General features: G+C 33.7%; 23 protein-coding genes. 18 read left to right on the top strand and 5 right to left on the bottom strand.

The features are described from left to right. Positions 1-113 precede the first annotated feature (113 nt). The 7 genes from CUU59_RS03010 to CUU59_RS03040 all read left to right on the top strand — a co-directional run bounded on the left by CUU59_RS03010 (position 114) and on the right by CUU59_RS03040 (position 5,810). Positions 114-1,070 carry an RnfABCDGE type electron transport complex subunit D gene (locus CUU59_RS03010; protein ID WP_099950884.1) on the top strand — a complete coding sequence of 319 codons (957 nt, stop codon included), beginning with the start codon at positions 114-116 and terminating at the stop codon, positions 1,068-1,070. Further along, a complete protein-coding gene (locus CUU59_RS03015; RefSeq protein ID WP_099950528.1) occupies positions 1,067-1,642 on the top strand; it encodes an RnfABCDGE type electron transport complex subunit G in 576 nt (191 codons plus the stop codon). Before CUU59_RS03010 ends, CUU59_RS03015 begins: the two co-directional genes overlap by 4 nt. After that, positions 1,632-2,246: an electron transport complex subunit RsxE gene (gene rsxE / locus CUU59_RS03020; RefSeq protein ID WP_099950529.1), complete on the top strand. Its 615-nt coding sequence runs from the start codon at positions 1,632-1,634 to the stop codon at positions 2,244-2,246. Before CUU59_RS03015 ends, rsxE begins: the two co-directional genes overlap by 11 nt. Beyond that, positions 2,246-2,818 carry an electron transport complex subunit RsxA gene (rsxA, locus tag CUU59_RS03025; RefSeq protein ID WP_075573705.1) on the top strand — a complete coding sequence of 191 codons (573 nt, stop codon included), beginning with the start codon at positions 2,246-2,248 and terminating at the stop codon, positions 2,816-2,818. Before rsxE ends, rsxA begins: the two co-directional genes overlap by 1 nt. Before the next feature lie 6 nt (positions 2,819-2,824). Next, positions 2,825-3,706 (top strand): RnfABCDGE type electron transport complex subunit B, encoded by an 882-nt coding sequence (gene rnfB / locus CUU59_RS03030; protein ID WP_099950530.1) that lies wholly within the window; start codon positions 2,825-2,827, stop codon positions 3,704-3,706. Between the two features lie 191 nt (positions 3,707-3,897). After that, a complete protein-coding gene (locus CUU59_RS03035) occupies positions 3,898-5,400 on the top strand; it encodes a Y-family DNA polymerase (protein ID WP_099950531.1) in 1,503 nt (500 codons plus the stop codon). Beyond that, complete coding sequence (locus CUU59_RS03040) at positions 5,397-5,810, top strand: YolD-like family protein (RefSeq protein WP_099950532.1); 414 nt, start codon at positions 5,397-5,399, stop codon at positions 5,808-5,810. Before CUU59_RS03035 ends, CUU59_RS03040 begins: the two co-directional genes overlap by 4 nt. A gap of 174 nt (positions 5,811-5,984) precedes the next feature. On the opposite strand, the gene CUU59_RS03045 is transcribed toward CUU59_RS03040, so the two are convergent. The 3 genes from CUU59_RS03045 to CUU59_RS03055 are packed head-to-tail and all read right to left on the bottom strand — an operon-like array spanning position 5,985 to position 10,331. Then, a complete protein-coding gene (locus tag CUU59_RS03045; RefSeq protein WP_099950533.1) occupies positions 5,985-7,355 on the bottom strand; it encodes an ABC transporter permease in 1,371 nt (456 codons plus the stop codon). Beyond that, positions 7,348-9,549: a COG1361 S-layer family protein gene (locus CUU59_RS03050; protein WP_099950534.1), complete on the bottom strand. Its 2,202-nt coding sequence runs from the start codon at positions 9,547-9,549 to the stop codon at positions 7,348-7,350. Before CUU59_RS03050 ends, CUU59_RS03045 begins: the two co-directional genes overlap by 8 nt. A gap of 26 nt (positions 9,550-9,575) precedes the next feature. Further along, entirely contained in the window at positions 9,576-10,331 is a 756-nt protein-coding gene (locus CUU59_RS03055) for an ABC transporter ATP-binding protein (RefSeq protein ID WP_099950535.1), read from the bottom strand. Positions 10,332-10,428: 97 nt separating this feature from the next. Between CUU59_RS03055 and CUU59_RS03060 the strand changes: the two genes are divergently transcribed. After that, complete coding sequence (locus CUU59_RS03060; protein ID WP_169922836.1) at positions 10,429-12,099, top strand: nucleoside kinase; 1,671 nt, start codon at positions 10,429-10,431, stop codon at positions 12,097-12,099. A 1-nt stretch (position 12,100) separates the two neighbouring features. On the opposite strand, the gene CUU59_RS03065 is transcribed toward CUU59_RS03060, so the two are convergent. Next, positions 12,101-13,912, bottom strand: a complete 1,812-nt coding sequence (locus CUU59_RS03065) for an ATP-dependent helicase (protein ID WP_099950537.1) — start codon at positions 13,910-13,912, stop codon at positions 12,101-12,103. A gap of 97 nt (positions 13,913-14,009) precedes the next feature. Between CUU59_RS03065 and CUU59_RS03070 the strand changes: the two genes are divergently transcribed. The 6 genes from CUU59_RS03070 to CUU59_RS03095 all read left to right on the top strand — a co-directional run bounded on the left by CUU59_RS03070 (position 14,010) and on the right by CUU59_RS03095 (position 20,211). Next, positions 14,010-14,636, top strand: a complete 627-nt coding sequence (locus CUU59_RS03070) for an MBL fold metallo-hydrolase (RefSeq protein WP_099950538.1) — start codon at positions 14,010-14,012, stop codon at positions 14,634-14,636. Further along, positions 14,633-16,036: a coproporphyrinogen dehydrogenase HemZ gene (gene hemZ / locus CUU59_RS03075; RefSeq protein ID WP_099950539.1), complete on the top strand. Its 1,404-nt coding sequence runs from the start codon at positions 14,633-14,635 to the stop codon at positions 16,034-16,036. Before CUU59_RS03070 ends, hemZ begins: the two co-directional genes overlap by 4 nt. 17 nt (positions 16,037-16,053) lie before the next feature. Further along, positions 16,054-17,829, top strand: coding sequence for an aspartate--tRNA ligase (aspS, locus tag CUU59_RS03080; RefSeq protein WP_211286982.1), 1,776 nt, complete (start codon positions 16,054-16,056; stop codon positions 17,827-17,829). After that, positions 17,813-18,499: a tRNA threonylcarbamoyladenosine dehydratase gene (locus tag CUU59_RS03085; RefSeq protein WP_099950541.1), complete on the top strand. Its 687-nt coding sequence runs from the start codon at positions 17,813-17,815 to the stop codon at positions 18,497-18,499. The genes aspS and CUU59_RS03085 overlap by 17 nt, the downstream gene beginning before the upstream one ends. Further along, on the top strand, positions 18,490-18,888 hold the full coding sequence (locus CUU59_RS03090; protein WP_099950542.1) for a SoxR reducing system RseC family protein: 399 nt from the start codon (positions 18,490-18,492) through the stop codon (positions 18,886-18,888). The genes CUU59_RS03085 and CUU59_RS03090 overlap by 10 nt, the downstream gene beginning before the upstream one ends. 90 nt (positions 18,889-18,978) lie before the next feature. After that, the gene (locus tag CUU59_RS03095; protein WP_099950543.1) at positions 18,979-20,211 is read left to right on the top strand and encodes a serine hydroxymethyltransferase; all 1,233 of its coding nucleotides are present in this window, start codon (positions 18,979-18,981) and stop codon (positions 20,209-20,211) included. 42 nt (positions 20,212-20,253) lie between these two features. Here the strand turns inward: CUU59_RS03095 and CUU59_RS03100 are convergent, their stop codons facing one another. Continuing rightward, positions 20,254-21,978, bottom strand: a complete 1,725-nt coding sequence (locus CUU59_RS03100) for an Rqc2 family fibronectin-binding protein (RefSeq protein WP_099950544.1) — start codon at positions 21,976-21,978, stop codon at positions 20,254-20,256. Between the two features lie 139 nt (positions 21,979-22,117). Between CUU59_RS03100 and gmk the strand changes: the two genes are divergently transcribed. From gmk to priA, 4 genes are read left to right on the top strand one after another with little or no spacing between them, the layout of a single operon-like run. Further along, a complete protein-coding gene (gene gmk / locus CUU59_RS03105; protein ID WP_099950545.1) occupies positions 22,118-22,723 on the top strand; it encodes a guanylate kinase in 606 nt (201 codons plus the stop codon). Between the two features lie 2 nt (positions 22,724-22,725). Next, complete coding sequence (rpoZ, locus tag CUU59_RS03110; protein ID WP_075573687.1) at positions 22,726-22,920, top strand: DNA-directed RNA polymerase subunit omega; 195 nt, start codon at positions 22,726-22,728, stop codon at positions 22,918-22,920. After that, complete coding sequence (gene coaBC, locus CUU59_RS03115) at positions 22,920-24,095, top strand: bifunctional phosphopantothenoylcysteine decarboxylase/phosphopantothenate--cysteine ligase CoaBC (protein WP_099950546.1); 1,176 nt, start codon at positions 22,920-22,922, stop codon at positions 24,093-24,095. The genes rpoZ and coaBC overlap by 1 nt, the downstream gene beginning before the upstream one ends. Further along, the gene (gene priA, locus CUU59_RS03120) at positions 24,092-26,383 is read left to right on the top strand and encodes a primosomal protein N' (protein WP_099950547.1); all 2,292 of its coding nucleotides are present in this window, start codon (positions 24,092-24,094) and stop codon (positions 26,381-26,383) included. The genes coaBC and priA overlap by 4 nt, the downstream gene beginning before the upstream one ends. The last annotated feature ends 4 nt before the right edge of the window (positions 26,384-26,387 follow it).

The following is a 26,387-nucleotide window of genomic DNA, read 5'->3' on the forward strand; positions in this document are numbered from 1 at the left end:
AAAAAGATATTAATAAAGTAAATGTAGAGTCAGCTGCTCCTAAAGAAACTAATGTAGTTAAAAAGGAAGACTCAAACATAAAAGCAGAAATTACAGACGCTGAATTTGATAAAATGTCTTTAGCTGAACAATTTGAAGCGAAAGATGGCAGCTGGACTGTTGCCTTGGCTCCACACTTGAGGACAACTAGAACAACTAGAAAGATGATGTTGGATGTTATTATTGCTTTAACTCCACAACTCTTGTTCTCAGTATATAAATTTGGCCTTCACGCAGCTATGATTATACTTATTTCAGTACTCAGTGCTGTTTGTTTCGAAGCATTAATGCAAAAGGCATTCCACAAGAAAGTTTTGATCGGCGACTTATCAGCAGTGGTAACAGGTTTACTACTTGCTTTTAACTTACCAGCTAATGTTCCTTATTGGATTCCAATTGTAGGATCAGCTTTTGCAATTATAATTGCTAAAGAACTCTTTGGAGGAATTGGTTCAAACTTTATGAACCCAGCTTTAGCTGGTCGTGCAGCCCTTATGATGAGCTGGCCAGCAATAATGACCAATTATATTGGACCAGATGGGATTACAGGTGCAACTACACTTCAAATTATGAAGGCAGGAGAAGGACAACTTCCAGCCTTAAGAGATGTAATAGTTGGTAATATTAGTGGTGTTTTAGGTGAAACTGCAAGTATCTGCATTCTAATTGGATTTATTTATTTAGTTATTAGAAAGGTCTTAGACTATAAAATTACCCTCATATATATTGCAACAACTATGTTAGTATTATTTGCAATGGGAGTAAGGGGAGAATTTTTACTCTACCATTTATTCGGTGGCGGATTGTTACTAGGTGCATGCTTTATGGCTACAGACTTTGTAACAGCACCAACAACTCCGATAGGAAAGATTATTTTTGCAGTGGGCTGCGGTCTATTAACTGCCTTAATTAGATTAAAAGGTGGCATGGCTGAGGGCGTTAGCTATTCTATTTTAATTATGAATACTGCAGTACCTCTAATCGATAGACTTACTGTTCCTAAGGTATTTGGGGAGGTAAAAACAAAATGAAAGAAACAATAAAACTTGGTATTATACTTCTTGTTTTTGCTTTGGTGGCAGCTGGTGTTTTAGGCTATGTAAATAGCGTAACAGAACCAATTATTGCCGAAAGAGAAGCTAGAGAAGCTAATGAAGCTTATCAAGAATTGATTCCAGAAGCTGATGAATTTGTTGAATTTACTAGTGAAGAATTAAATAAATATAAGGCAATTAACTCAAAGGTCACAAGCATTGTAAAGGCGACTAAAGGCGGAGATGAAATTGGATATCTACTTACAACAAATGGCGGCGGCTACGGTGGAGATATTACAGTAATCACTGCTCTTATAGGCGATGAAATTAAAGCTATTAAAATTTTAAAGCACAAGGAAACTCCTGAAATTGGAACTAAAGTTGATAATCCAGATTTCCAAGCTCAATACTCAGGCAAATCCGTTAGAGAGCCAATAGCTGTTAAGAAAGAAAATCCTGGTGCTAGTGAAATTCAAGCAATTACAGGTTCAACTGTAAGCTCTAGAGGTGTTACAGATGCTGTAAATATAGCTTTAGATATTTATAAGGAGTTGAATAATGGACTATAAAAAAATTATAAAAGATGCATTATTTAATAATAATCCAGTCTTGGTTCAATTGATAGGACTTTGCTCTGTATTAGCTGTTTCAATTAATGTTGAAAACGCTCTTGCCATGACAGCAGCGGTTGTATTTGTTACTACACTAAGCAATATTTCAATATCACTACTTAGAAATGTTATTCCTGATAAGATCAGGATTCCTATTTATATTGTTGTAATTGCAACATTTGTTACTATTGTAGATATGTTTTTAAATGCTTTTGTTCAAGATGTGTATGCTTCACTAGGATTATTTATTCCACTAATTGTTGTAAACTGTTTGATCCTTGCCAGAGCAGAAAGCTTTGCTAGCAAGAATACGTTATTGCCATCAATTGTTGATGGATTCTTTAGTGGACTTGGATATGGTGTTGCTATTATAATATTAGCTGCAATAAGAGAAATTATTGGTTCAGGTAAAATTTTTGGATATACAATTTTTGAAGGCTTTAATCCAATGGGATTATTCGTTATGCCAGCTGGTGCGTTCATTATTCTTGGATTAATGATTTTTGCCCTTAATAGCATAAGGGATAGAAAAAAGAAGACAAGTGATAAGGAGGCTGAATAATGAATATTTTTCAAATAATTATTTCGACTATTTTTGTAAATAACTACGTATTTAGTCAGTTCCTTGGCATATGTCCTTTCCTTGGAGTTTCAGGTAAGGTAGAAACTGCAGGAGGTATGGGCTTGGCTGTAACATTCGTTATGACAATTAGCTCTGCACTTACTTGGGTAATACAAAGATTTATCCTAGATCCATTTGGGCTTGGATACTTACAAACAATTGTATTTATTTTGGTTATTGCCAGCTTAGTACAATTTGTTGAAATGGTAATTAAAAAACTCAGTCCTTCACTATATCAAGCGATGGGCGTTTTCTTACCACTAATTACAACAAACTGCGTCGTACTTGGTGTTGCAATTGTTAATATTCAAAATGAATACAACATTTTCCAAACTATTGCAAGTGCTCTAGGCGCTTCAATTGGATTTGCATTAGCACTATTATTATTAAGTGCTCTCAGAGAAAGACTTGAACTTGCAAATGTACCTGAAGCATTGAAGGGATTTCCAATGGCTCTAATAGCCGCTGGACTAATGAGTATTGCTTTCACAGGTTTTGCAGGTTTAATATAGGAGGTAATGATGTTTACAGAAATTTTAAAAGCAATTGCCGTCCTTGGAATTTTAGGTTTTATTTTTGGCGCACTACTTAGCGTCGCTTCAAAAATATTTGCAGTTGAAATGGATCCATTGGTTGGAAATATTTTAGGAGTTCTACCTGGAGCCAACTGCGGTGCATGCGGATTTCCTGGTTGTGAAGGATTGGCAAATGCTATTGCAAACGGTACAGCTCCATCCAATGCATGTACAATTGGCGGACCAAGTGTTGCCGCAAAAGTTGCAGAAGTTCTTGGATCAGAAGCTCTTGATGTTGAAAGACAAGTTGCTGTTGTTAGATGCAATGGAACTTGCAATAACGCTGTTGATAAATATAATTATCACGGTGTTAAGGATTGCAGATATATGGCTCAAATTGGTGGCGGAAATAAGAAATGTTCTTATGGCTGCTTAGGATGCGGAACATGTAAAGATGTGTGTCCATTTGATGCTATAGAAATGGTAGATGGCGTTGCAGTTATTATAAAAGATAAGTGCGTAGCATGTAAAAAATGTATTGAAATATGTCCTAAACATATTATTGAACTTATGCCTTATAATAAGCACACAGTTGTTAAGTGCGCTTCAAATGATAAGGGTAAATTTGTTAAAGAAGCATGTAAGGTTGGATGCATTGGATGCACACTATGTGTTAAAAAGTGTCCTAAAGAAGCAATTACATTTGAAAACTCTTTGGCTCACATTGACTATGAAAAATGTGTAAGTTGTAAGATTTGTGTAAAAACATGTCCTACAAAAGCTATTCAAGACGACAGACCAGAAAGACCACGCCCAGTTGTTAAACCTGTTGAAGCCAAGGCTGAAACAGCTGAAAAAGTTGAAACTGCTGAAACAGTAGAATAGACTTTTAAATAATTTAAATTTTAGAACTCAGGAGCTTTTCCTGAGTTTTTTGTTACTTAAAATTTTTTAGTGATATTTTATTATATAACCATAAAATAGTATACATCCTTAATAATAATATTTTTAGCATGAAGCAACAAGCAGTTGAAAAGAAGTTTAAAATCGTATATAATATATGCGGAGGTAGTTTTATGGGCGACAAAAAAACATACATAGCTATTGATTTAAAATCTTTTTACGCATCCTGCGAATGCATTGAAAGGGGGTTGGACCCTTTAAAATATAATTTACTTGTTGCTGACAATTCTAGGACTGATAAGACGATATGTCTTGCTGTATCTCCGCCTTTAAAATCTTTGGGCGTCCCTGGAAGGCCGCGCCTATTTGAAGCTATCCAGATAATAAGAAATTTAAATATTGATAGGCTAGAAAAATCTGGTCTAAAAGACTTTGAACATATGTCATACAATATTGATGAAATAAATAAATCTCAGAAGGTTGGAGTAGACTATATAGTTGCCCCTCCTCGTATGGCTAAGTATATTGAGGCTAGCAAGTCCATATATAAGATATACTTAAAATGGATATCAGCTGAGGATATACATGTATATTCTATTGATGAAGTATTTATTGACGCGACAAATTATTTGAAATTATATGGTATGGATGGGGAAGACTTAGCATCCCATATTGTAAATGATGTTTTAAAGGAAACTGGTATAACGGCAACTGCAGGTGTGGGATCTAATATGTATTTGTGCAAGGTTGCTATGGATATACTTGCAAAGCATACCAAGCCAAATTCTCACGGAGTTAGAGTTAAGGTTTTGGATGTTAATAGTTATAGAGAACATTTGTGGGATCACAGACCGCTTACAGATTTTTGGAGAGTAGGAAGCGGTTATCAAAAGAGGCTTGCAAAGTATGGGCTTTTTACTATGGGAGATATAGCTGAGTTTTCTGTCAATTATGAGGATGTGTTATATAAGGAATTTGGAATAAATGCTGAGCTCTTAATAGACCATGCTTGGGGCTATGAGCCGTGTACGATTTCTGATGTAAAAAAGTATAGACCACAAAACACAAGTAGGAGCAGTGGACAAGTTTTACATGAACCATATAAATATGACCAAGCTAAGGTTGTTATTGGGGAGATGGCTGATAGTTTAGCACTTGATCTATATTCAAAAGGTCTAGTCAGCAATCAAATCGATATTACTATTGGCTATGACAGGACTAGTCTAGAAGACAAAGAAATTAATTATCATGGAGAAATTAAGATGGACCACTATGGAAGGAAAATACCCAAAAAATCTCATGGTATAAAAAATTTAAATATGTACACTTCATCGTCTAAAGTTTTTGTTGAATCTGCTAAGGAACTTTTTGATGGAATAGTAAACAAGGAGCTTTATATTAGAAAATTAAATATTGTAGCTAATAACACTTGCTATAAGGATGAACTTGAAAAAACAACTCATGGCAGACAGATTGATATATTTAGCTTAGATACTAGCAGGATAGAAAATAGTACAAGAAATAAATTTAGTATAAATAAGGAAGAAAAAATACAGAAAGCTGTTCTGGAAATTAAAAATAAGTACGGGAAAAATGCTATTTTAAAGGGCATTAACTTTAGAGAGGGGGCCACTGGCATAGAAAGGAACAGACAGATAGGAGGGCATAAGTCATGAATCTTAAGTACGAGAATATAATTGATATGGATCGGCCTATATCAAAGGCTCATATGAAAATGCCTCTTATAAACAGGGCAGCACAATTTGCTCCATTTGCGGCCCTTACTGGTTATGAAGAGGCCATAGCCGAAACTGCAAGATACACTAAAAATAAAATTGATTTGACTGAAGCTGAGCTAGATAGATTAGATTGGAAGCTCAATGAGTGTTTAAGAAATATAAATACACCTATAAGATTGACTTATTTTGAAGCAGACAAGTTAAAGGATGGTGGCAAATATTTATCTATAAGTGGAAAAATTAAAAATATTGACGATTACGAGAGAACTATAAGCTTAGAATCTGGGCCTTGTATAAGGATAGATAACATATATGATATTGAATTAGAGACTTTGACAAATGAATAAAATTAAAGGAACTACCTTTATAAGTGAATGAAATTTATAAAGGTAGTTTTTATTTACATAAAAGAGGCTGTATATTTTTTACAGCGGTTTGCTTCTAACAAATATTATACAGCTAATAAAAAAGTATGGCCTAATAATAAAGCCATACTTAAGTCTAAAATAAAATTATTTATATTATTGGGTTCTAATTGCTTCAAGTGGAGAAAGCCGAGTGGCTTTGGTAGCTGGATAGAAGCCACTTACTAGTCCAATTATAGATGAAAAAGCAAGGGCGGCCAAGACTAGCCATAGGGGAATGATAGAAATCTTGTTTGCTTCACCAGGCATGCCTCCCATCATGCCTCCCATCATACCAATACCAGAACCATCAGAAGGTTTAGACGCGTAGCTGTTAATAATAGCACTTATAATATAACTAAAGCCAATCCCAACTCCACCGCCAAATAAACCGATAAGGGCAGCTTCTGTTAAGAATATTTTTTTAATATCTTGAACACTGGCACCAATAACTTTCATTATTCCAATTTCTTTTATACGCTCATAGATACTCATAACCATTGTGTTGGCAATACCGATTGCAGCAACCAATAAACTTACAGCACCAATGCCGCCGAGGATTTTTTGCTGGTTTTCAACAGATTTAATCATAGGTTCTACATATTTCATTTTACTTTGAGCGTTAAAATTTAATTTTTCTAAAGAGTCATTAACATCTTTTACGTTTTTAATATCATCAACTTTTACTAGAATTTGTGAATACTTGCTGGTAGAAGATCCTCTGCTAAAACTATAGCCACCTTCAGCTTTGTTTTGGTCTTTCATGCGTTTAGCTTCACGATTAATCTTCTCTGCAAATTCCATATTAATAAAGATATTGTACCCATATTCGTAGTCTTGCTCATCTAGTTCAGCTATAGGAATAATCTTAAAAGTCTTTTTAAAAGATGGTCTACCGTCTTCACTAAAATCATAACCTAGACCTATTTCAATCTTGTCTTTTTCGAGATTAACAGGAGAGTCATTATTCGAAATAATCCCGTTACTTCTAGAAGATGGGTTATACCAAGATCTTTTAATACCGCCACCAAAAACTGCAGCATTGGTATCATTTTCTGTTAATAACTTACCCCATACTGGCTTAATATCAAAATCACCCAGAACATTTGGATCAACTCCAACTATTTCTGCATAAGTCTGATATTTTTTTGAAAATATTTGAGCATCATCAACTCGAAGCATTGGCATAACAGAAACAACGTGGTCTAATTGTTTGATAGTATTTAAGGCCTTGTCATTTAATGGAGCAGGGTCTTTGGCAGCTCCTGTTTCATCATTATAAATAGGATAGGGCATAATGTTGATAACATCCAAGGCACCCATTTCCTCAAGTTGTCTTTGAGTACTTGCTTTCATACCAAGACCAAGGCTGAGCATAACTACAATTGATGCACAACCAATTGTTACACCCAAGATAGTTAAGATAGTTCTGAGCTTTCGCCTCCAAAGATTGCGAATACTCATTAAAAGTAAGTCAATATTACTCATCTAAGGTCAGCTCCTTATCACGTTTTTTGTGATGGCTCCTCCTGATAATAACTATAACAGCAATTGCAATAGCTGCGAGAATTGTCCAAAAATACCATTTTTTAGCAAGATTTTTGACTTTTCCCATAAAGCCTTCTTCTTCCATGCCTGGGTCCATTCCATCGGGGTACATTCCGTCAGGTCCCATTTCGTTAGGGTCAAATTGTGGAGCTTCAGATACTTCGTAGGTTATTTCTTTAACTTCTTCTTGCTTGGTACCAGTTGAATCTTCATAAGAGAAAATTAATTTTATTTTTTTTGTACCAGGTTCAAAAGAGTTGATCTGACAGTCATGGCTTTCTGTTGATCCAGAAACAAAGTTACCAATGTAATAAGTTGGATTTTGAATTTCAACAGACGGATCATCAGATTCAGCTCTAACCATCATATTATAGAGGGTTACTTTACCAGTATTATAAAATACAACACTTAGTGGGGCACCATCGCCTGCATTAAATGATTCTTGAGTTTGAACTTCTCCAATTTCAAGTCTAGATTTTTGAATAACAGGAATACCAATATTTTCTGAAGCCTTATATTCATTATTTTGCGTATCTTCATACTCGAAATTTGCAGTTACTTGGTAAGTTTTTGCCTTAGCATCAGGCACAGTATACATCTTTATTTTCTTTTCAACCATTTGACCAGGTTTGATGCTGTCAATAAAAAATGTGTTTGAAGAATCGACTGGAGTAAAGATATTTGAGCCAGCTGTGTTTGAATTATCGCTAGTTGTTTCCATACTTGAAAGGGTAATCTTGATATTTCTTATTTCGTGCTTGGAGTTTGTATTTTGGAAATTTAAAGTCATTTCAAATTCATTACCAGCTTCAGGTAAACGAGGTTCGAATGAATACTTTTCAATAATTAACTTTGGAGTGCTAGGTTTTTTATCTTTACCTTCATCATCTTTTTGAGGGTTAGATACAAATATACCTGCGACTTGCTCTGTAACTATTGGTTCTTCTTTATTAGAATAAGAATCATTGTATTCAACTTTAAAGCTGATAGGGTAGTTTTGAGTTGTACTTGCTGGTGTAGCAAAGTAGGTAAATTCATAGTGCTTGGATTCGCCAGGATTAATTTTTTCTTCAAAAAATTGTCCTACAGATCTTGAAACCAAACCGCTACCATCAACTGATGATTTTATATAAACTCTTTCTGCAACTGATTGCCCTTTATTTCTAACATCAAAAGAAATTTTAGCTTGGTTGCCCGGATAAATTGTCTTTGAAGGCACATTTAAATTTTCAATGATAAGAGCAGATGCCTTATCAGGATTTGAACCTACTGTTAGGAAGAAGCTTCTGGTGTTTGAGGCTTCGCCTTCTTTTGATGCGTTCGGATAGTTAAGAGTAACCTTGAACTCATAGTTACCAGGTTTAATATTTTTGGCACTTCCAAGTTCAAAGGCAAAGGATCTTTCTTGTCCGGGGTTTAAAGTTTCTATAGTGCGGGCGTTGAAATCTCTTAGAAGAGTAAAGCCGTCTTTGTCCATTCCTTCGAGTTTTACCTCTGCATTATAAACAGGGTATTCAGTATTATTTTTTACATTTACAGTAGCAACCACCATTTGTCCTGGGGAAACATCATGTGGGTTAGGGAAGACTGTCACTTCACTTAAATCTAGCTTAGAAAAAGCAGCTTTACCGTTGCTTTTTACTCTAACAGTTGAGGAAAATTGACCAGCACTTGCTCCATCCACAAAAACATTAACAGTAACTGGGTAGCTACCAGCTCTTGCTGTATCAGGAACTTTAATTCTAAAAGTTAGACCAACTGTATCTTCCTTATAATTAGGGTTTTCAAATCTGTCACGGGGTCCATAATATCCATTATTTCTGTATGGTCCGTAAGTGTTTGCAGTCATTTCATCATAGGAGTTTTCTAAATAAATACTTGTTGTATCTGATGCAGTTGCATTACCGCTAACTATGATTGGCTGAGTGTTTTCTCTTTCTGTTGTTACAGTTACCAGGGCACTTATGATTCCTGTTTGTCCAGGTTCAACTTCTATATAGCTGTCTCCATCAATCCTGGCCTTAGCTGAAAATTGCTGGGGTGGTAGTTCTTCTTTTCCATCACCCTCAGCTACTGCTGTAATTGTACTAAATACTAATAAAATTGATAAAAATAATATAAATTTGTTTTTCATTTTCTTTTCTTCTCCTATTATAAAATCTATACTTCACTGTCATTTGCATTTGTATTTGAATTAGAATCTGTATCCTCATCTGGTATTTCTTGAGGCTTTTGACTAATAATATTCTCAATCTTGCCATCTTTAAAATGAACTATTCTGTCTGAGTAAATTGAAGTTTCTGGATCGTGAGTAACAACAATTAAGGTGCTACCAGCATCACGAACCATTTTTGTCATCAGCTGAATAACTTCCATACTTGTCTTAGAGTCAAGGTTACCAGTTGGTTCATCCGCAAAAATAATTTTCGGTTTATCAACAAATGCTCTTGCTATACTAACTCTTTGTTGTTGGCCTCCACTCATTTCACTTGGCTTGTGAAAAAGGCGTTTTCCAAGTCCAACCTTTTTAAGTATATCAATGCTCATTTTATCTCTTTTGTGTTTGGGAATTCCTTTGAAAGTTAAGCCAAGTCCTACATTTTCAACCGCTGTTAATGTTGGAATTAAATTATATGCTTGGAATACAAAGCCAACATTAAGTTGTCTAAATTTCGTCATCTTGGATTCGCTTAAATTTTCCAAATGAATACCGCCTATTATGACTTGACCCTTTGTAGGTTTTTCAAGACCTGCACATAAATTAAGCAGGGTGGACTTTCCGCTCCCAGAAGGACCGACTAAGCATATACATTCGCCCTTATTAATCTCGAGGTCAACACCTCTAAGAGCATAAATTTTTTCTTCACCCATCTTATATATCTTGTAAAGGTCATTTAATTTTATAAGTGGTTCCATCTTCTCCTCCGTATGAGTATTATAACACTCAAGTAAAGTTTTTACAAGAAAATGAGTATTAAATTTTTTAATGGGTAAGATATTTTTAGGAGGAATTATGAATATAAAATTAAGATTACCACATAATAAAAAAGTTAATTCTATAGACATTACAAAGGAAATGTCCATAAAAGAATTAGTTAAAGAAAATAATATAAAAAATGAAAGTAATTTTATTTTTTTGGGAGCTATAGTAGATGGAAGAATTAAAAATTTAAATTATAAGTTACATGGCGACGAAAATGTTATCTTAGTTGATATTGCAAACTCGCTTGGAACTAGGGTATACACATCTACATTAATACTCGTGTATCATATGGCGCAGGTAAAACTTTTCCCGGAAAGGCAATCTATTATTGATAGCTTTATTGGATCTTCAATCTATGTTGAAGAGGAGTTTGGCATTCCTTTTACACAAAGCGATTTAAGTAAGATAAGAGAAGAAATGCAAAATATTATTAATTCTGATATAGCTATTACAGAAGAAGTTTGGCCAAGGGAAAAAGCAATTAAATATTTTGAAAAGCAAAATAGATTGGACAAGGTTAAGCTAATCGAAACAAACAACTTAAATGAAGTAAAATTGCATAGATGTGGAGATTATGTCGACAGATTTGAGGGAATACTAGCACCATCTACAGGTTATATTAAAGACTTTGAATTGAAATACTATTATCCTGGCATGCTTATTGTATTTCCTGGAAATAGCAACGGCTATGATGCAAAAAAAGAAAAAGAACAACCTAGCTTAGTAAAAGTTTTTTCGGATGAGACTAAGTTTGCCAAAATTCTAGGTGTTAATTATGTTGGACAGATGAATGAGAAGATCCTTTCTGGCAAGGCTAGGGATTTAATTTTGATATCCGAAGCTCATATGGATAAAAAATATGACAATACAGTTAGCGAAGTTTTAAAAGATGAAGCTAAGAGGATTGTCTTAATCAGTGGGCCTTCGAGTTCAGGCAAGACAACAACAGCTCAAAAATTAAAAGTTTATTTTGCCATGAGGGGAGTAAACACGGTTGAAATTTCGACCGATGATTATTTTGTTGAGAGGTCTTTAACACCTAAAAAAGAAAATGGAGAATACGATTTTGAATCCATAGATGCTGTTGATATCCATAAGTTAAATCAAGACATAATGCAATTGATTGAAGGAAAAGAAATCGATAGGATATCATTTGACTTTATAGAGGGAAGAGCAGAAAAAACTGGAGAAAAAATAAAATTAGGACCACGTGATATTATAATTATCGAAGGAATTCACGCTCTTAATCCAATATTAAGTAGGGAAATTCCAGAGAGAAATAAATTTAAAATTTATCTGTCAGCTCTTACAACTATGAACATTGATGCACTTAATAGATTATCAACTACAGATGTTAGATTTTTGAGAAGGATGGTAAGAGACGTCCGCACAAGGGGAAGAGATGTTTCTTCTGCTTTATCAGAGTGGAAAAATGTTAGGGAAGGCGAGGATATATATGTGTTCCCTTACCAAGAAGATGCTGATATAGTTATTAACACAAGTTTAATTTACGAAATTGCAGCAATTAAAAAACACGCCTTGAGTTTACTTCAAAGCGTGCCGGAAGATGATAATAACTTTGTAAGGGCCACTAGGTTGATAGAGACCCTAAGTTATTTCAATTCAATTGATGATGACGATTTAATCCCAAACACATCAATTTTAAGAGAATTTATTGATGGATCTGTTTTTGATAAATAATTTATCTTAGGTCTTCAAAAAAACGAGATATTTTGACTTTATTATTGGCGTCATTTTTATATGCGTACATGAATAGGTTTTCTTTTGCCCGAGTCATGCCCACATATAAGAGGCGCCTTTCTTCTTCTAAATCATTTGTCAAGATATTGGATCCTGGTATTTCACTTTCAATAAGGTCAATTATAAAAACATTGTCAAACTCTAGACCCTTGGACGAATGCATTGTTAAGAGCTCTATATCAGAAGAGTTTTCAATTAAGCAAAGTTTTTTAATTTGCTCAAGTCGTGGTAGGAATTCTTCTATACTCGTGTCCTTTGAAATGGAAATGAGAGTATTATAGACCCTAAGCAAGCTATCTAGACTACGAGCTTGCTCTCTTTTAGACTGTTTTAAAAAGTTTACATAACCACAATTATTTAAAATTATATCCAGGCCCCTCTTTTTAAAGTTTGCAGCCGCCATTCTTAAATGTAATTTCAAATCATTCAAGAGCTCAGCTTTATATTCAGGCAGGTTTGGAATTGCTAGCACTTTATCTATTGCGTTTTCTTGCGAATTGTAGCGAGCTTCTTCTATTTCTGCCCTTGAAACATATCCTTGAAGTTTATAGTAAATCTTTGAATAAAGATCAAAGTCAGTTGGATTTAAGATAAAAGAAATAATTTCACAAACATCCTTATAGACACTAGATTTAAAGAAATCGATATTGTGGTCTTTTAAGTTAAAAGATAATAGATTTTTATCAAGTGCATCAATAATGCCGATGCTTGAAAGATTGTTGCGATAGATAATTGCTTTCTTACCCTTGGTAGCTTTAATATCTTTGACCACGCTCTCGTATTGGTCTTGGCGAGTTTTTAAAATATTTACCTTAACTTTAGATTTTTTGCCGCGATTAGAGAGCAATTCTTTTTCGTACCTATATTTATTGTTTTTAATCAAACGATTGGCTGAATTTACAATTTCATAGTAGGACCTGTAATTTGTTTCCAGATATATTATTTTAGCATTGGCAAACTCGTGCTCAAATCTCATAAGCATATAAGGGCTTGCACCTCTAAATTTATAGATGCTTTGATCATCGTCAGCAACTACAAAAAGATTATTGTGCTTATTGAGCAAGAGTTTAATAATATCCCATTGTATATCAGACGTGTCTTGAGCCTCATCTAGTAAAATATATTTAAATCTACTTTTAAATGAATTTTTGAATTTTTTATCATTTTCAAATATTTTTCTTGCTTCTAGTAAGAGGTCATCAAAATCATATAGATAGTTTTCTTTGAGAACTTTTTCATAATTATCATAAAACTTTTTTAAATTCTTAACACCCAATTCATCTTCAACTTGCAAGGTTATTTCTTTTAGGTTTTTGCATTTAATCGTTGAAATCGCTGATAATATTCTAAGATAAGATTCTATGTCAATGTTAGAAAAGTATATGTCTTTATAAGTGTCGTTTATTGCCTTATACCTAAAGGCCTTGAATCTATCATCTTCAATCATATTAAAGGGACTGTTTTTAGATTTATTGTAAGTGGCAACAATCTCAAAACAAAGAGAATGAATAGTCCTTATATTTTTAAAAGTCGTATATTTAGAAAATTGCTTTAAACGTTTTCGCATATCATTTGCACTTGCTCTGGAAAAGGTGAGGGCAAGTATTTCTGAAGGAGAAACTTTTTCCTCTTCTATGAGATTAAGTATTCTATTTATTATGATGGTTGTCTTGCCAGCGCCAGGAACTGCTAAAACTAGACAAGGTCCATTTTTGTGATTTATTGCTTCTAATTGTGATTTTGAAAATTCCATAGCTATATTATAATTGATTCTTTTATATAAGTCTAATAATGGCGATTAATCTTGAAAATTAATAGTAAAACCAGTATAATAAACTGTGGAGGAATATATGGAAGTAATAAGAAAAAATTTAGGTATTTACGGAGCTAACACTTATATTATTTTTGATGAAAATAAAAAGGCAATCGTTATTGATTGTGGTGGTGATAGTGAAGATGTGGTTAAAATTTTAAATGAAAACGATCTAACGCTAGAAGCAATTGTATTAACTCATGGGCACTTTGATCATATAGGTGGGGTTAATAAGCTTAGGGAAGAGACTGGCGCCAAAGTTTATGGTGCTAGTGAAGAGAGGGATTTATTTGATGATCCTGATCACAATCTTTCGACGGCAACTTTGCTTGGACCAATTACACTTGAGTGCGACCACTATTTTAAAGATGGGGATGAGCTTGAGTTTACTCCAATAACTTTGAAGGCAAAAAATACTCCTGGTCACACTGAAGGGAGCTTTGTACTATATGGCAATGGTTATTTGTTTACTGGCGATACATTATTTAAAATGGGCTGCGGCAGAACAGATTTATATTCTGGCAACCAAAGCAAGATAGAGGATTCACTGAAGTTTATTGCCACGAACTATCCAGACGATACAGTCGTTTGTCCGGGTCATGGTCCTCAAAGCGATATAAAATTCGAGAGAGACAACAATCCATATATTAAAAGTTTATTATGATTGAAATCGTAACAAGTGGATTTGAGCTTAGGCCAACTCATTTAAATATGTTACGATCTTCCATAGCTTTTGAAGATATAGACGCATACAAACCTGATACAAAATTATATTTAGAGCTTGATAATAATCTTGTTACTGGCAAGTGGATTAACGAAAATATATCCAAGGAAATCCAATTGCCAGTAGAAAATTTAGATAGTGAAACTACTATTAAGCTCGCCATATATAGATTGGTAAAATCAATTACGAATGTAGACTTACCTTGGGGAATCTTAACAGGTATAAGACCGGTTAGATATTTGGAACAAATTAGAGACCAATATAAGGGTGCTGACATAAAAAAACTTTTTATTGATGACCTAATGGTAAAAGAAGATAAATATAATTTAATTGACGAAATATTGGAAACTCAAAAACCAATTTTAAAACTTAGGGATGATTCTTTTATAGTGTATATCCATATACCTTTCTGCCCGACCAGGTGTAAGTACTGTTCGTTTTCAGTTATGAGTATGGAAGGTAGGCTGAGATATAGTCCGAGCGAATATGTAGATTATCTGTTAAAAGAAATTGAAGACTATAATGGCTATATGGATCCCAAAAAGCCTGTTTCATTGTATATAGGAGGCGGGACACCGTCTATACTAGGTAAAGAAGATATTGATAGAATTTTTTCTGCTGTAAGGGAAAAATTTGGAGATATCAAAGAAATTACTTTTGAAGCGGGTAGGCCAGATACAATAAACGAAGATTTATTAAAAGCTTTGAGAGAAAATAATGTAAACAGAATTAGCGTTAATCCGCAGACTCTAAAGCAAGAGACCTTAGATAAAATCGGAAGAAGGCATAAGGTTGAAGATTTTTATTCGTCTTTTAAAATATGCAAAGATTTTGGTTTTAATATCAATACAGATATGATAATAGGTCTTGAAGAAGAGACTATAGATGACATAGAAGAAACTATTGATAAACTAATCACCTTGCAGCCAGATGATATAACTATACACAGTTTGGCTTTGAAAAATGGATCTTACTATATAAATCATGATCAAAAATTTGCAATTAACAATAAAATGGACCAATGTTTTGACTACTCTTATGATAGATTAAGAGAATCGGGATACAAACCATATTATTTATATAGGCAAAAGCGTCAGGTTGGTAATAATGAAAATATAGGTTTTACTAAGAGCCAAAACCTTAATTTATACAATATTTTAAGCATGGATGATAAATGTGATGTACTGGCATTTGGTATGGGTGCAGTCAGCAAGTTTACATCTGATGATGGGATTGTAAAAAGGGTATTTGGATTTAGGGATATAGATTATTATATAAACCATTATAAGGAGCTTAATGAGTTAAAAGAAGAGGCCCGCAAGATGGTTAATAATATATAAAAAATTAGGAGGATATAATGGAAACAATGGGCAACTTGCGCCGCAGTAATTATGCAGGCACATTAAGACAAGAAGACATAGGAAAAGAAGTTGTACTTATGGGTTGGGTTCAACGCTCAAGAAATTTAGGTAAACTAATTTTCACAGATGTGCGTGATATATCAGGGATATCACAAGTAGTATTTAATGATACAGATCAAGAACTCTTCCAAAAAGCGGGGGAATTAAAAAGCGAATATGTAGTAGCTATTAGGGGCGAAGTTCGTGAAAGGTCTTCAAAAAATCCTGATATGCCAACAGGAGATATAGAAGTTGACGCTAAGGAATTAAGAATATTAGATAGGGCTAACACTCCTCCAATTTATATTAAAGATGATGATAATGTCTCAGAAGAAATGAGATTAAAATATAAGTATTTGGATTTGAGAAAACCTCGTCTGCAAAACACATTAAAAGTTAGGTCAAAGATGTGTAATATTATACGTAACTTTTACAATGACCATGGCTTCAATGAAATTGAAACTCCTATCTTAGGTAAGAGCACACCAGAAGGTGCAAGAGACTATCTTGTACCAAGCCGTATTCATCCAGGTGAATTTTACGCTTTGCCACAAAGTCCACAAATTTATAAGCAGCTGCTCATGGTTGCAGGTATGGACAGGTATTATCAAATAGCGAAGTGCTTTAGAGACGAAGACTTGCGTGCTAATAGACAACCTGAGTTTACCCAAGTTGACGTTGAGATGAGCTTTGTGGATATGGATGATGTCATGGATGTACATGAAGAATTATTCCAAAAACTCTTTAAAGAAATTATAAATTATGACCTTGAGCTTCCACTACAAAGGATGAAATATTCAGAAGCTATGGAGAGATTCGGTGTAGACAAACCAGATCTTCGTTTTGATATGGAACTCAAGAATGTAAATGAAGTTTTTTCCAAGAGTGAATTTCAAATTTTCCAATCAACAATTTCATCTGGAAATGTTATAAGGGCAATTAATGTTCCAAAGGGTGATGAACTTATTAGCAAAAAGAAATTTAAGAAGTTAGAAGAGTTCGTTAAAGACTTTGGAGCAAAGGGCCTAATTTACTTTAGATATGACGATGAAAAATCATCTTCAATTGATAAGTTTGTAAATGAAGACGAAAAGAATGCACTATATGAATTTATGGGCTCTAACAAAGGCGATATGGTTTTATTAGTTGCTGATAAATATGAAGTTACATGTGCTGCCTTAGGAAATCTTAGAAACTTTATTGCCAAAGAAAACGGAATGATTGATAAAGATAAATATTCTATTCTTTGGGTTGTGGACTTCCCACTTTTAGAGTATGATGAAGAAAGCGATAGATATGTGGCTGTTCACCATCCATTTACATCACCAAAAGATGAGGACATTGATAAGATGTTAACTGATCCTGCAAATTGCTCATCCAAGACCTATGATATTGTTATCAATGGTGAAGAGGCAGGTGGAGGAAGTATCAGAATTCACAACTCAGATGTTCAAGATAAAATGTTTGAAGCAATTGGATTTACAAAAGAAGAAGCTTTAAAGCAATTTGGTTTCTTTATAGAGGCTCTAAGCTATGGTACACCACCTCATGGTGGAATTGCCCTTGGACTTGATAGATGGGTGCAAATATTCACAGACACATCTAACATTAGAGACGTAATTGCATTTCCAAAGACTCAATCAGCATCTGATTTAATGAGCATGGCTCCATCAGCAATTAGCGATAAACAATTAGAGGAAGTAAGCTTAAAGGTAAATGTCGAAAAGAAATAGTAGAACAATAAGTCTTGTAGGAGAAGAAAATTTTAATAAACTTGCCAATGCTAGAATAACAGTTGTTGGCGTTGGTGGAGTAGGGGGCATAGCTTGTGAAATGCTCGCCAGGTCAGGGGTTAAAAATCTAAAAATAATTGATTTTGACAAGTACGAGGAGAGCAATTTGAATCGCCAGATTGGTTCAAGCTATAGTTCTATTGGAAAGTTAAAAGTAGATGTTTTAAAAGAAAGATTTAAAGATATTAATCCTGATTTAAATCTTACTTGCATGCCTTATATGCTTGAAGAAAGTAATTATGAGGAACTTTTAGCAGATAGCGATTATATATTAGACTTATGCGATGATATTAATGCCAAAAAATTAATTGCTGAGTATGCAATTAAAAATAAAATAAAATTTATTTCTGCCATGGGTGCAGGCAATAGGACTGATATATCATCACTAAAATTTTCTACTCTAGATAAAACGACTTATTGTAATCTAGCAAAAAGATTTAGGAAGTATATAGATAAAAGCCTTCATAAAAAAATAAAATGTCTTTATTATGAAGGTGAAACTATAAAAGTTGATGGTGTGGTGGGGACTATAGCTCCATCACCCAACTACATGGGAGTTAGAGCGGCAGCGGAACTTATGAATATAATAATGGAGGAAGAATGCAAGTAATAGGAAAAGTCTTATCAACTAGTGGCAATAAAGCTTTTGTATCTTTAGTTCGTACTTCTGCATGCGGTGGAAATTGCAAAGCCTGTGGAGGCGGATGCGAGACGGTAGCTCATACAATTGAAGTTATGAACTCTATAGATGCAAAGGCAGGAGAGATGGTTGAAGTTGTTATGGATGATTCTTTGGGCCTAAAGGCGAGTGCAATTTTGTATGCAATACCATTTTTAGGTTTTGTAATTGGAATACTCTTAGGCTATGTACTAAAATTAAGTGAACTAAAATCATTCTTTTTAGGAGTCTTGGGAATAGCCATTTCGTATCTATGTATATATTTTATAGATGCTAAAAACAAGCATACTAATAAAATTTCTATAATTAAATTAAAATAGAGTAACAATTAAGTTGAAATACAAATTTCAATATGTTACAATTAGAGTGTAGGCAGTAAGATTTAACTGTCATCTACAAAGGAGGTTTAAATGGATTTTTCACACTTAAAACAAACTGACGCTGAGATTTATGGCGTTGTAATGGACGAAAAAGTTCGTCAGCAATCACACATCGAATTAATTGCTAGCGAAAACTTTGTATCAGAAGCAGTTATGGAAGCCATGGGAAGCTACCTAACAAATAAATATGCAGAAGGATACCCAGGAAAAAGATATTACGGTGGTTGCGAAGTTGTTGACATTGCAGAAGATTTAGCTAGAGATAGATTATGCAAACTATTTGAAGCTGATCACGCAAATGTTCAACCACACTCAGGTGCAAACGCTAATATGGCTGTTTACTTCTCATGCATCGAACCTGGCGACAAGGTTATGGGTATGAATCTTTCCGAAGGTGGTCACTTAACACACGGTTCACCAGTTAATATCAGCGGAAAATACTTTGATTTTGCAGCTTACGGTGTAGATAGCAAGACAGAACAAATCAACTATGATCAAGTTGCTGACATTGCTTCAAAAGAAAAACCAAAGCTAATTGTTGCAGGCGCAAGTGCATATCCAAGAATTATTGACTTTAAAAAGTTTAGAGAAATTGCTGATTCAGTAGGAGCTTTATTCATGGTTGATATGGCTCACATTGCTGGTCTAGTTGCAGCTGGCTTACATCCATCACCAGTACCATATGCTGATTATGTAACCACAACAACACACAAAACACTTCGTGGACCAAGAGGTGGCGCTATTTTAACAAAAGCTGAAAATGCAAAAGCAATTGATAAGGCAGTGTTCCCAGGAACACAAGGTGGACCTTTAATGCACGTTATTGCTGCTAAGGCAGTTGCATTTGGCGAAGCATTGAAACCTGAATTCAAAACATATCAAGAACAAGTTCTAAAGAATGCAAAAGCTCTTGCAGATGCACTTACAGAAAAAGGATTTAGACTTGTTTCAGGTGGCACAGATAACCACTTAATCTTAATCGATGTTAAGGCAAAAGGCTTTACAGGTAAAGAAGCTGAAAAAATGCTTGGTGAAATTGGTATTGCTGTTAACAAGAACACAATTCCAAATGAAACAGAATCACCATTCGTTACAAGCGGTATCAGAATCGGTACACCAGCTATGACAACTCGTGGATTCAATGAAGATGATATGAGAGAAGTTGGATATATTATCGCCGATACACTTGATACAAGCTATGATAGAGAAAAACTAAAGGCAAGAGTAAAAGATCTTTGCCAAGCTCATATTTTATACAAATAAGAATAAGTATAAAAATAAAAAGTCCCGCTAGGGACTTTTTTCTTACATATTTTTCTCATCTGGATCTATAGTTATTGTCTTGTAATTATAATAATTAACTAGGCCAGGATTTTGATTTTTTATTTTCTTTACATTTTTTACTTCAGTATAATCGATATCACATTTTACAGTTTTGCCTGATAAAACTCCGGCGACATTTGCCGCGTATACTATATCATCTTCACTATAATCTTTGTTATGACACTCTAGGATGACGTGGGTTCCGGGCTCATTGCGTAAGTGAAACCACAGGTCTTCTTTGTGGGAGACTTTAAAAGTTAATTGGTCATTTTGTATATTATTTCTGCCAGCTAGAACTCTAAATCCACTTGGTGATACATATTCTCTAAAAGATATTTTTGGATTTCTGATTTTCTTTTTAGATGTACCTTTTTTTAAGAAACCGCTTTGTTTTAGTTCTTCTTTTATTTGGTTTATTTCGTCAGTTGTTTCGGCTTGGTCAAGATTTATTATAGCTGATTTTAAATAATAAATTTCGTTTTCAATTTTAGGCATGCGTTTTTTTAGGTTTAGTTCACGATTTTTCATCTTGTTATATCTATTATAAAGCTTATCGACATTTTGCTTAGGCGATAGGGTTTCATCAATTGGAATTTTAATTAGCTCATTATCTTCGCTATAAAAATTATTAACTTCTATAAATTTATCGCCTCTAGAAATTTTATATATGTTTGCAGCTAAAAGATCAGCTTTAATTTTTATATCTTCGCGATCTTTAGATTTAAGGTAGTCTTTCTTTTGTATATTTAAGGTTTTTTCCAGGCTATTTATTTTGTGGTTAATTTTTTTCCTTAAATCATGAGTTCTGGATGATATAATTTTGTAAGTTGATTTTGTTTCGTAAAAATATCTTACTGCATCGTTCATTGTATCGAACTCTTTACCATTTGTAAAAGATGGACTTAAATCAAAGGCTGACAACTTGAAGGGGATATCGTTTTTCTTGTAAACAATGGCTTGCAAATTATATTCTACTATATCTTGAAAGACATTATAGATGATAAGAATCAAATTTTCCCTTTCGCTTTGATCGAGATTAGTGTAGTTAATGTCTTCGTTAATCTTTGCTGTGTGAAGGATATAAGAAGAGATATCAGGGTTTAAGCCTTCGAACGATTTAAAAATAGCAGTTTTTAAATTTTGAAGCTTGGATTCTTCGAGTTTGTTTCTTATATCATCTTGACTTGCACTTAGTGGGTTCAAGCCATTTGCTTCTGGTAATTTGTACTTTTCTTTTGGAAGCACAAGCCTAACACTACTCATATCTGGATAAACTCTTATTAACGAGTCTATTATTTGATTATTATTTTCATCTACAACAATAAGGTTAGAATATTTTCCCATACTTTCAAACTGCATTTTAATGTGGTCTGTTGAGTATATGTCAGCAGATGTTGAGAAGGTTATTGATATTATTCTATCCATTCTTATTTGTTCAATTTTTAGGATACGAGCTCCTACTAGATATTTCCTAAGTAACATACAAAATGAAGGTGGCTCTTGTGGATAATCCTGTTTTTTATCAGTCAGATATACAGCAGGAGTATCAGAAGAAAAAGAAAAATATAAAATTTTATTTTCTCTACCTGCTCTAAGATGGATTGATACATCTTTGTTTTCCTGATATATTTTATCGACCCTTGCTCCAAGCAAGCTATCGTTTAATTCTTTTGTTAAAAGTCTAATTGCTGGTCCGTTTAATGACATAATTCACCTCAAGGCAATTATATCATAGAATAAAAAGTATATTGTTAAGTTTTCGAAACATTCTATTGTTTTATAAAATTCCTTCTTATATAATAGGCGTATAAAGTTTATTAGTTAAAAAGAAATGGTGGTGAAAGTTTTGAGTAATGGGCTTCTCGTCGTTTTGTCAGGTCCATCTGGTGCTGGCAAGGGAACGGTTTGTAAGGAATTATTAAAAAATAATAAAGAAATAGTTTTATCTATATCAGCAACCACAAGGCAGCCTAGAGAAGGTGAGGTTGACGGAAAAAGTTATTTTTTTATTAGCGAAGATGAATTTGAGGACCTAATTGCAAAGGATAAGATGCTTGAATATGCTCATGTGCATCAAAATATTTATGGAACGCCAAAGGATTTTGTCTTTGGTCAAATAGAAAAGGGTAACACAGTTTTACTTGAGATTGATGTGGCAGGAGCCATGCAAGTTAAAAAAGCATATGACGATGCAGTTTTAATGTTTTTACTTCCACCAAGTATGGAAGAGTTAAAGCAAAGGATTATAGGCAGAGGCTCAGAAACGGAAGAGTCTTTGAAAATTCGTTTTAATAATGCCTATAAGGAAATTGAGCAAATTGATAAATATGATTATTTTATTATAAATGAGAAGATAGAAGAAGCTGCTAAGGATATTGAGGATATTATAAATGCAGAACTTCACAAGGTAAAAAGATTTAAAAATATAAAAGAGAAAGTGTTAGGTGAATAACTATGTATAACCCATCAACAGATGTTTTAGGAAAAAATGTTAGCAGGTACACACTAGTATCTGTTGTAGCGAAGAGAGCAAGGCAAATAGTGGACGGATCAATGATTAAGGTTGAAGGTCATGAAGACGAAAATCCAATAACTATTGCACTTGAAGAAGTTAGAGAGGGCAAAATAGAATATAAGGATCATGATTAATGTTTAAAGATAAACGTGTTTTACTTGGCGTCACTGGCGGTGTAGCAGCTTATAAAGCAATAGAAATTGCCAGTAGACTGAAAAAAATGGGTGCCTTGGTAGATGTCTGTTTAACTGAAAACGCCCTTCATTTTGTGACTCCACTTGCTTTTTCAAGCATAACCGGCAGAGATGTATATGTGGACGGATTTGATATGAAAGATGGCAAAATTCCTCATATATACTTGGGCCAATCTGATTATATTATTGTAGCTCCAGCTACAAAGAATTTTATTGCCAAATTAAGAGCAGGTATTTGTGATAATCTTTTGTTAAATGCTATTTCTGCAAGCGAAGCACAAACGTTTATTGCTCCTGCAATGAATACAAAAATGTATTTGAATAAAATAAATTTAGAAAACATAGAGTATTTAAAGACTCTTGGATATTATTTTATTGAGCCAGACACGGGTTTATTAGCTTGTAATGATGTGGGGATCGGCAAGTTGCCATCGCCAGAGAGTATTTTAAATGAAATTATCAGCACTCATAGAGAAAATCCTCGCTTTGCGAATAAAAAGGTTATTGTAACAAGTGGATCTACTGTTTCTCAACTCGATCCTGTTAGAATATTTACAAATCGTTCAAGCGGTAAAATGGGACTTGCAATTGCCCGTGAATTAAAAAGACGTGGAGCAAATGTGGTTTATATAAGCAGATTTAAGCCAGAAGATGATTTTTATAAATATATTGATATTTGCACTACTTCGGATATGTTAGAGGCTGTTAAAGATGAGATAAAAGATTCTAAAGCCTTATTTATGGCAGCAGCTCCCTTAGATTATGAGTTTGATTCTTATGTAGAAGAAAAAATAAAAAAATCTGACTCCTTAGAATTTAAATTAGTAAGGACAAAAGACATTTTAAAAACTATAGCTCCTATAAAGGGAGATATGAAGGTTGTTGGATTTGCTGCAGAGAGTGAAAACCACATTGAATACGGTAAAGAGAAACTTGTTAAAAAGGATATGAACTTTATTGTAATTAACAATATAAAGGGCGAAAACTCAGCCTTTGGATCTGATAGAAATAGCGGAACTGTTTTATCTAAAGACAATAAAAAATTAGAAATTAAAGATACTGATAAAAATAGCTTTGCAAGGCTGATGATTGATTTTGTAGAGGAGAATTTATGATTGCAAGGGTTTTAATTAATAGAAATATTGATTCATTAAATCGTGAATTTTCATATCTAATACCTAAGGAAATGAATGCATTTGTAGGGGCACGTGTTGTCGTACCTTTTGGCAGAGGCAATTCAAAAATAATCGGTATTATTGTTGAAATTTCTGATGAAGATGATAGTGATATAGAATTAAAACCTATATTAGAAATTTTAGATGAAGAACCACTAATCACTCAAAAGGATATTGATACGGCATCTTTTATTTCTGAAAAGACATTTTCAAACAAGATTGAGAGCTTAAAGTTATTTCTTCCGCCAATGGATTTAAATTCAATCCAAAAAGACTTGTATTCGACTAGGACTTTAGAATTAGTTGATGAATCAAAGTTCGGCCATGAGGAGATAAGAGAAAAGCTTGATAGTGGAGAGTTTAAATACTCATACTCTTTAAAAAATCAGCCATCTATGTATACTAAAAAAATCTTGTATACAAAGAAGGAGGCCGATGATCTTTCTGAGAAGCAGATGGCTGTATATAATATTATTAAATTAGGTAATTACAGTCGATCCGACATTATGAAAAGACTATCAATTAGCGATAGTCCAATAAAAACATTAATAAAAAATGGCTATATTGGCGAGAGAGTAGTTGTACAAAAATTTATAGGGAAAAAAGTTTCTCAATATAAAAAACACCAGTTAAATGAAATACAAAGAAATGTTGTAGACGGTATATTCAAAGACTACAAGTTAGCTAACAATAAGTTTTTAATAAACGGAGTTACGGGTTCGGGTAAAACTGAAGTATATTTACAAATTGTAGAAGAGGTCCTAAAGGATAATAAATCTGCAATAATATTAGTTCCTGAAATTGGTCTTACTCCACAAACTGTAGCTAGATTTAAAGGTCGCTTTAATGAAGAAGTTGCTATTATCCACTCTAAATTAACTCAAAAAGAAAGATATGACCAGTGGATGAGGATTAAAAATGGCGATATTAGAATAGTTGTTGGAGCTAGGTCTGCAATTTTTTCTCCGGTTCAAAATTTGGGGATAATTATTATAGATGAAGAGCACGACAATTCTTATGTTTCTAGCCATACTCCTAAATACAAAACTGTAGATATTGCAGAGTTTATGGCTGACATAAACAATGCCATGCTGATTTTAGGATCTGCAACTCCTTCACTGGATAGCTATTACAAGGCAAGCAAGGGCATTTATAGACTATATGAGATGAATGAAAGGGCAAATGGAAAGTCTTTACCAAAGATCGAAGTCGCTGACATGGCTCTTGAACTTAACAATGGAAACACCTCTATTTTCTCGTTAAAACTTTATGAAGCCATACTAGATAATTTAAAGAATAGAAAACAGACAATGCTTTTTTTAAATCGCAGAGGATATTCGGGCTTTGTAAGCTGCAGAACTTGTGGAGAAGCAATTAAATGCGAAGACTGCGATGTAAGTATGACTTACCATAAAAATATGAATAGACTTGTCTGCCATTATTGTGGGAAATCAATAGCTTTACCAGAAAAGTGTCCCAACTGTGGTTCTGATAAAATAAAAGATTTTGGCATAGGTACAGAGCAGGTTGAATATATAACAAAAAAACTATTTCCTCATGCTCGAGTTGAGAGAATGGACAGGGATACAATGTCTAGAAAAAATTCTCATTATGATATATATCAGAGAATGAATTCTGGAGACATTGACATTTTAATTGGCACACAAATGATAGCTAAGGGATTAGACTTTAAAAATGTTACTTTAGTTGGAATAATTGCCGCTGATATGCTTTTAAAAATTCCTGATTACAGGGCTTGTGAGTGGATGTACTCGCTTATTAGGCAGGTAAGCGGAAGAGCTGGTCGAGGAGAGGATGAAGGACGCGTTATTCTTCAGACTTATCAACCAGAACATTTTGCAATTAAATTAAGCGTAAATGGTGAATATGAAGAATTTTTTAAGACTGAGATGAAGGTTAGAAAAGAGTTTTTATATCCTCCCTTTACTAAAATAATATTGGTACAAAAAACTTCAACGGATAATATGACTGCTCATAATGATTTGATGGATGTTTATCATAAACTCACTAAATTTGTTATTGATAATGATATTACCGCAAAGGTTTTGCATCCAAATCCTTCTCCAATTGCGAAGATAAAAAATGAATATCGCTGGCAATTTATTATAAAATCGCCAGACAAAAATGTAAGTAAGATTATAGAATTTTTAAGAAATTTTAATAGTAAAGAAATAAATGTAAGTGTTGACCCAATTAGTATGATGTAGGAGG

Source organism: Ezakiella peruensis (assembly GCF_900215725.1).
Lineage (GTDB): Bacteria > Bacillota > Clostridia > Tissierellales > Peptoniphilaceae > Ezakiella > Ezakiella peruensis.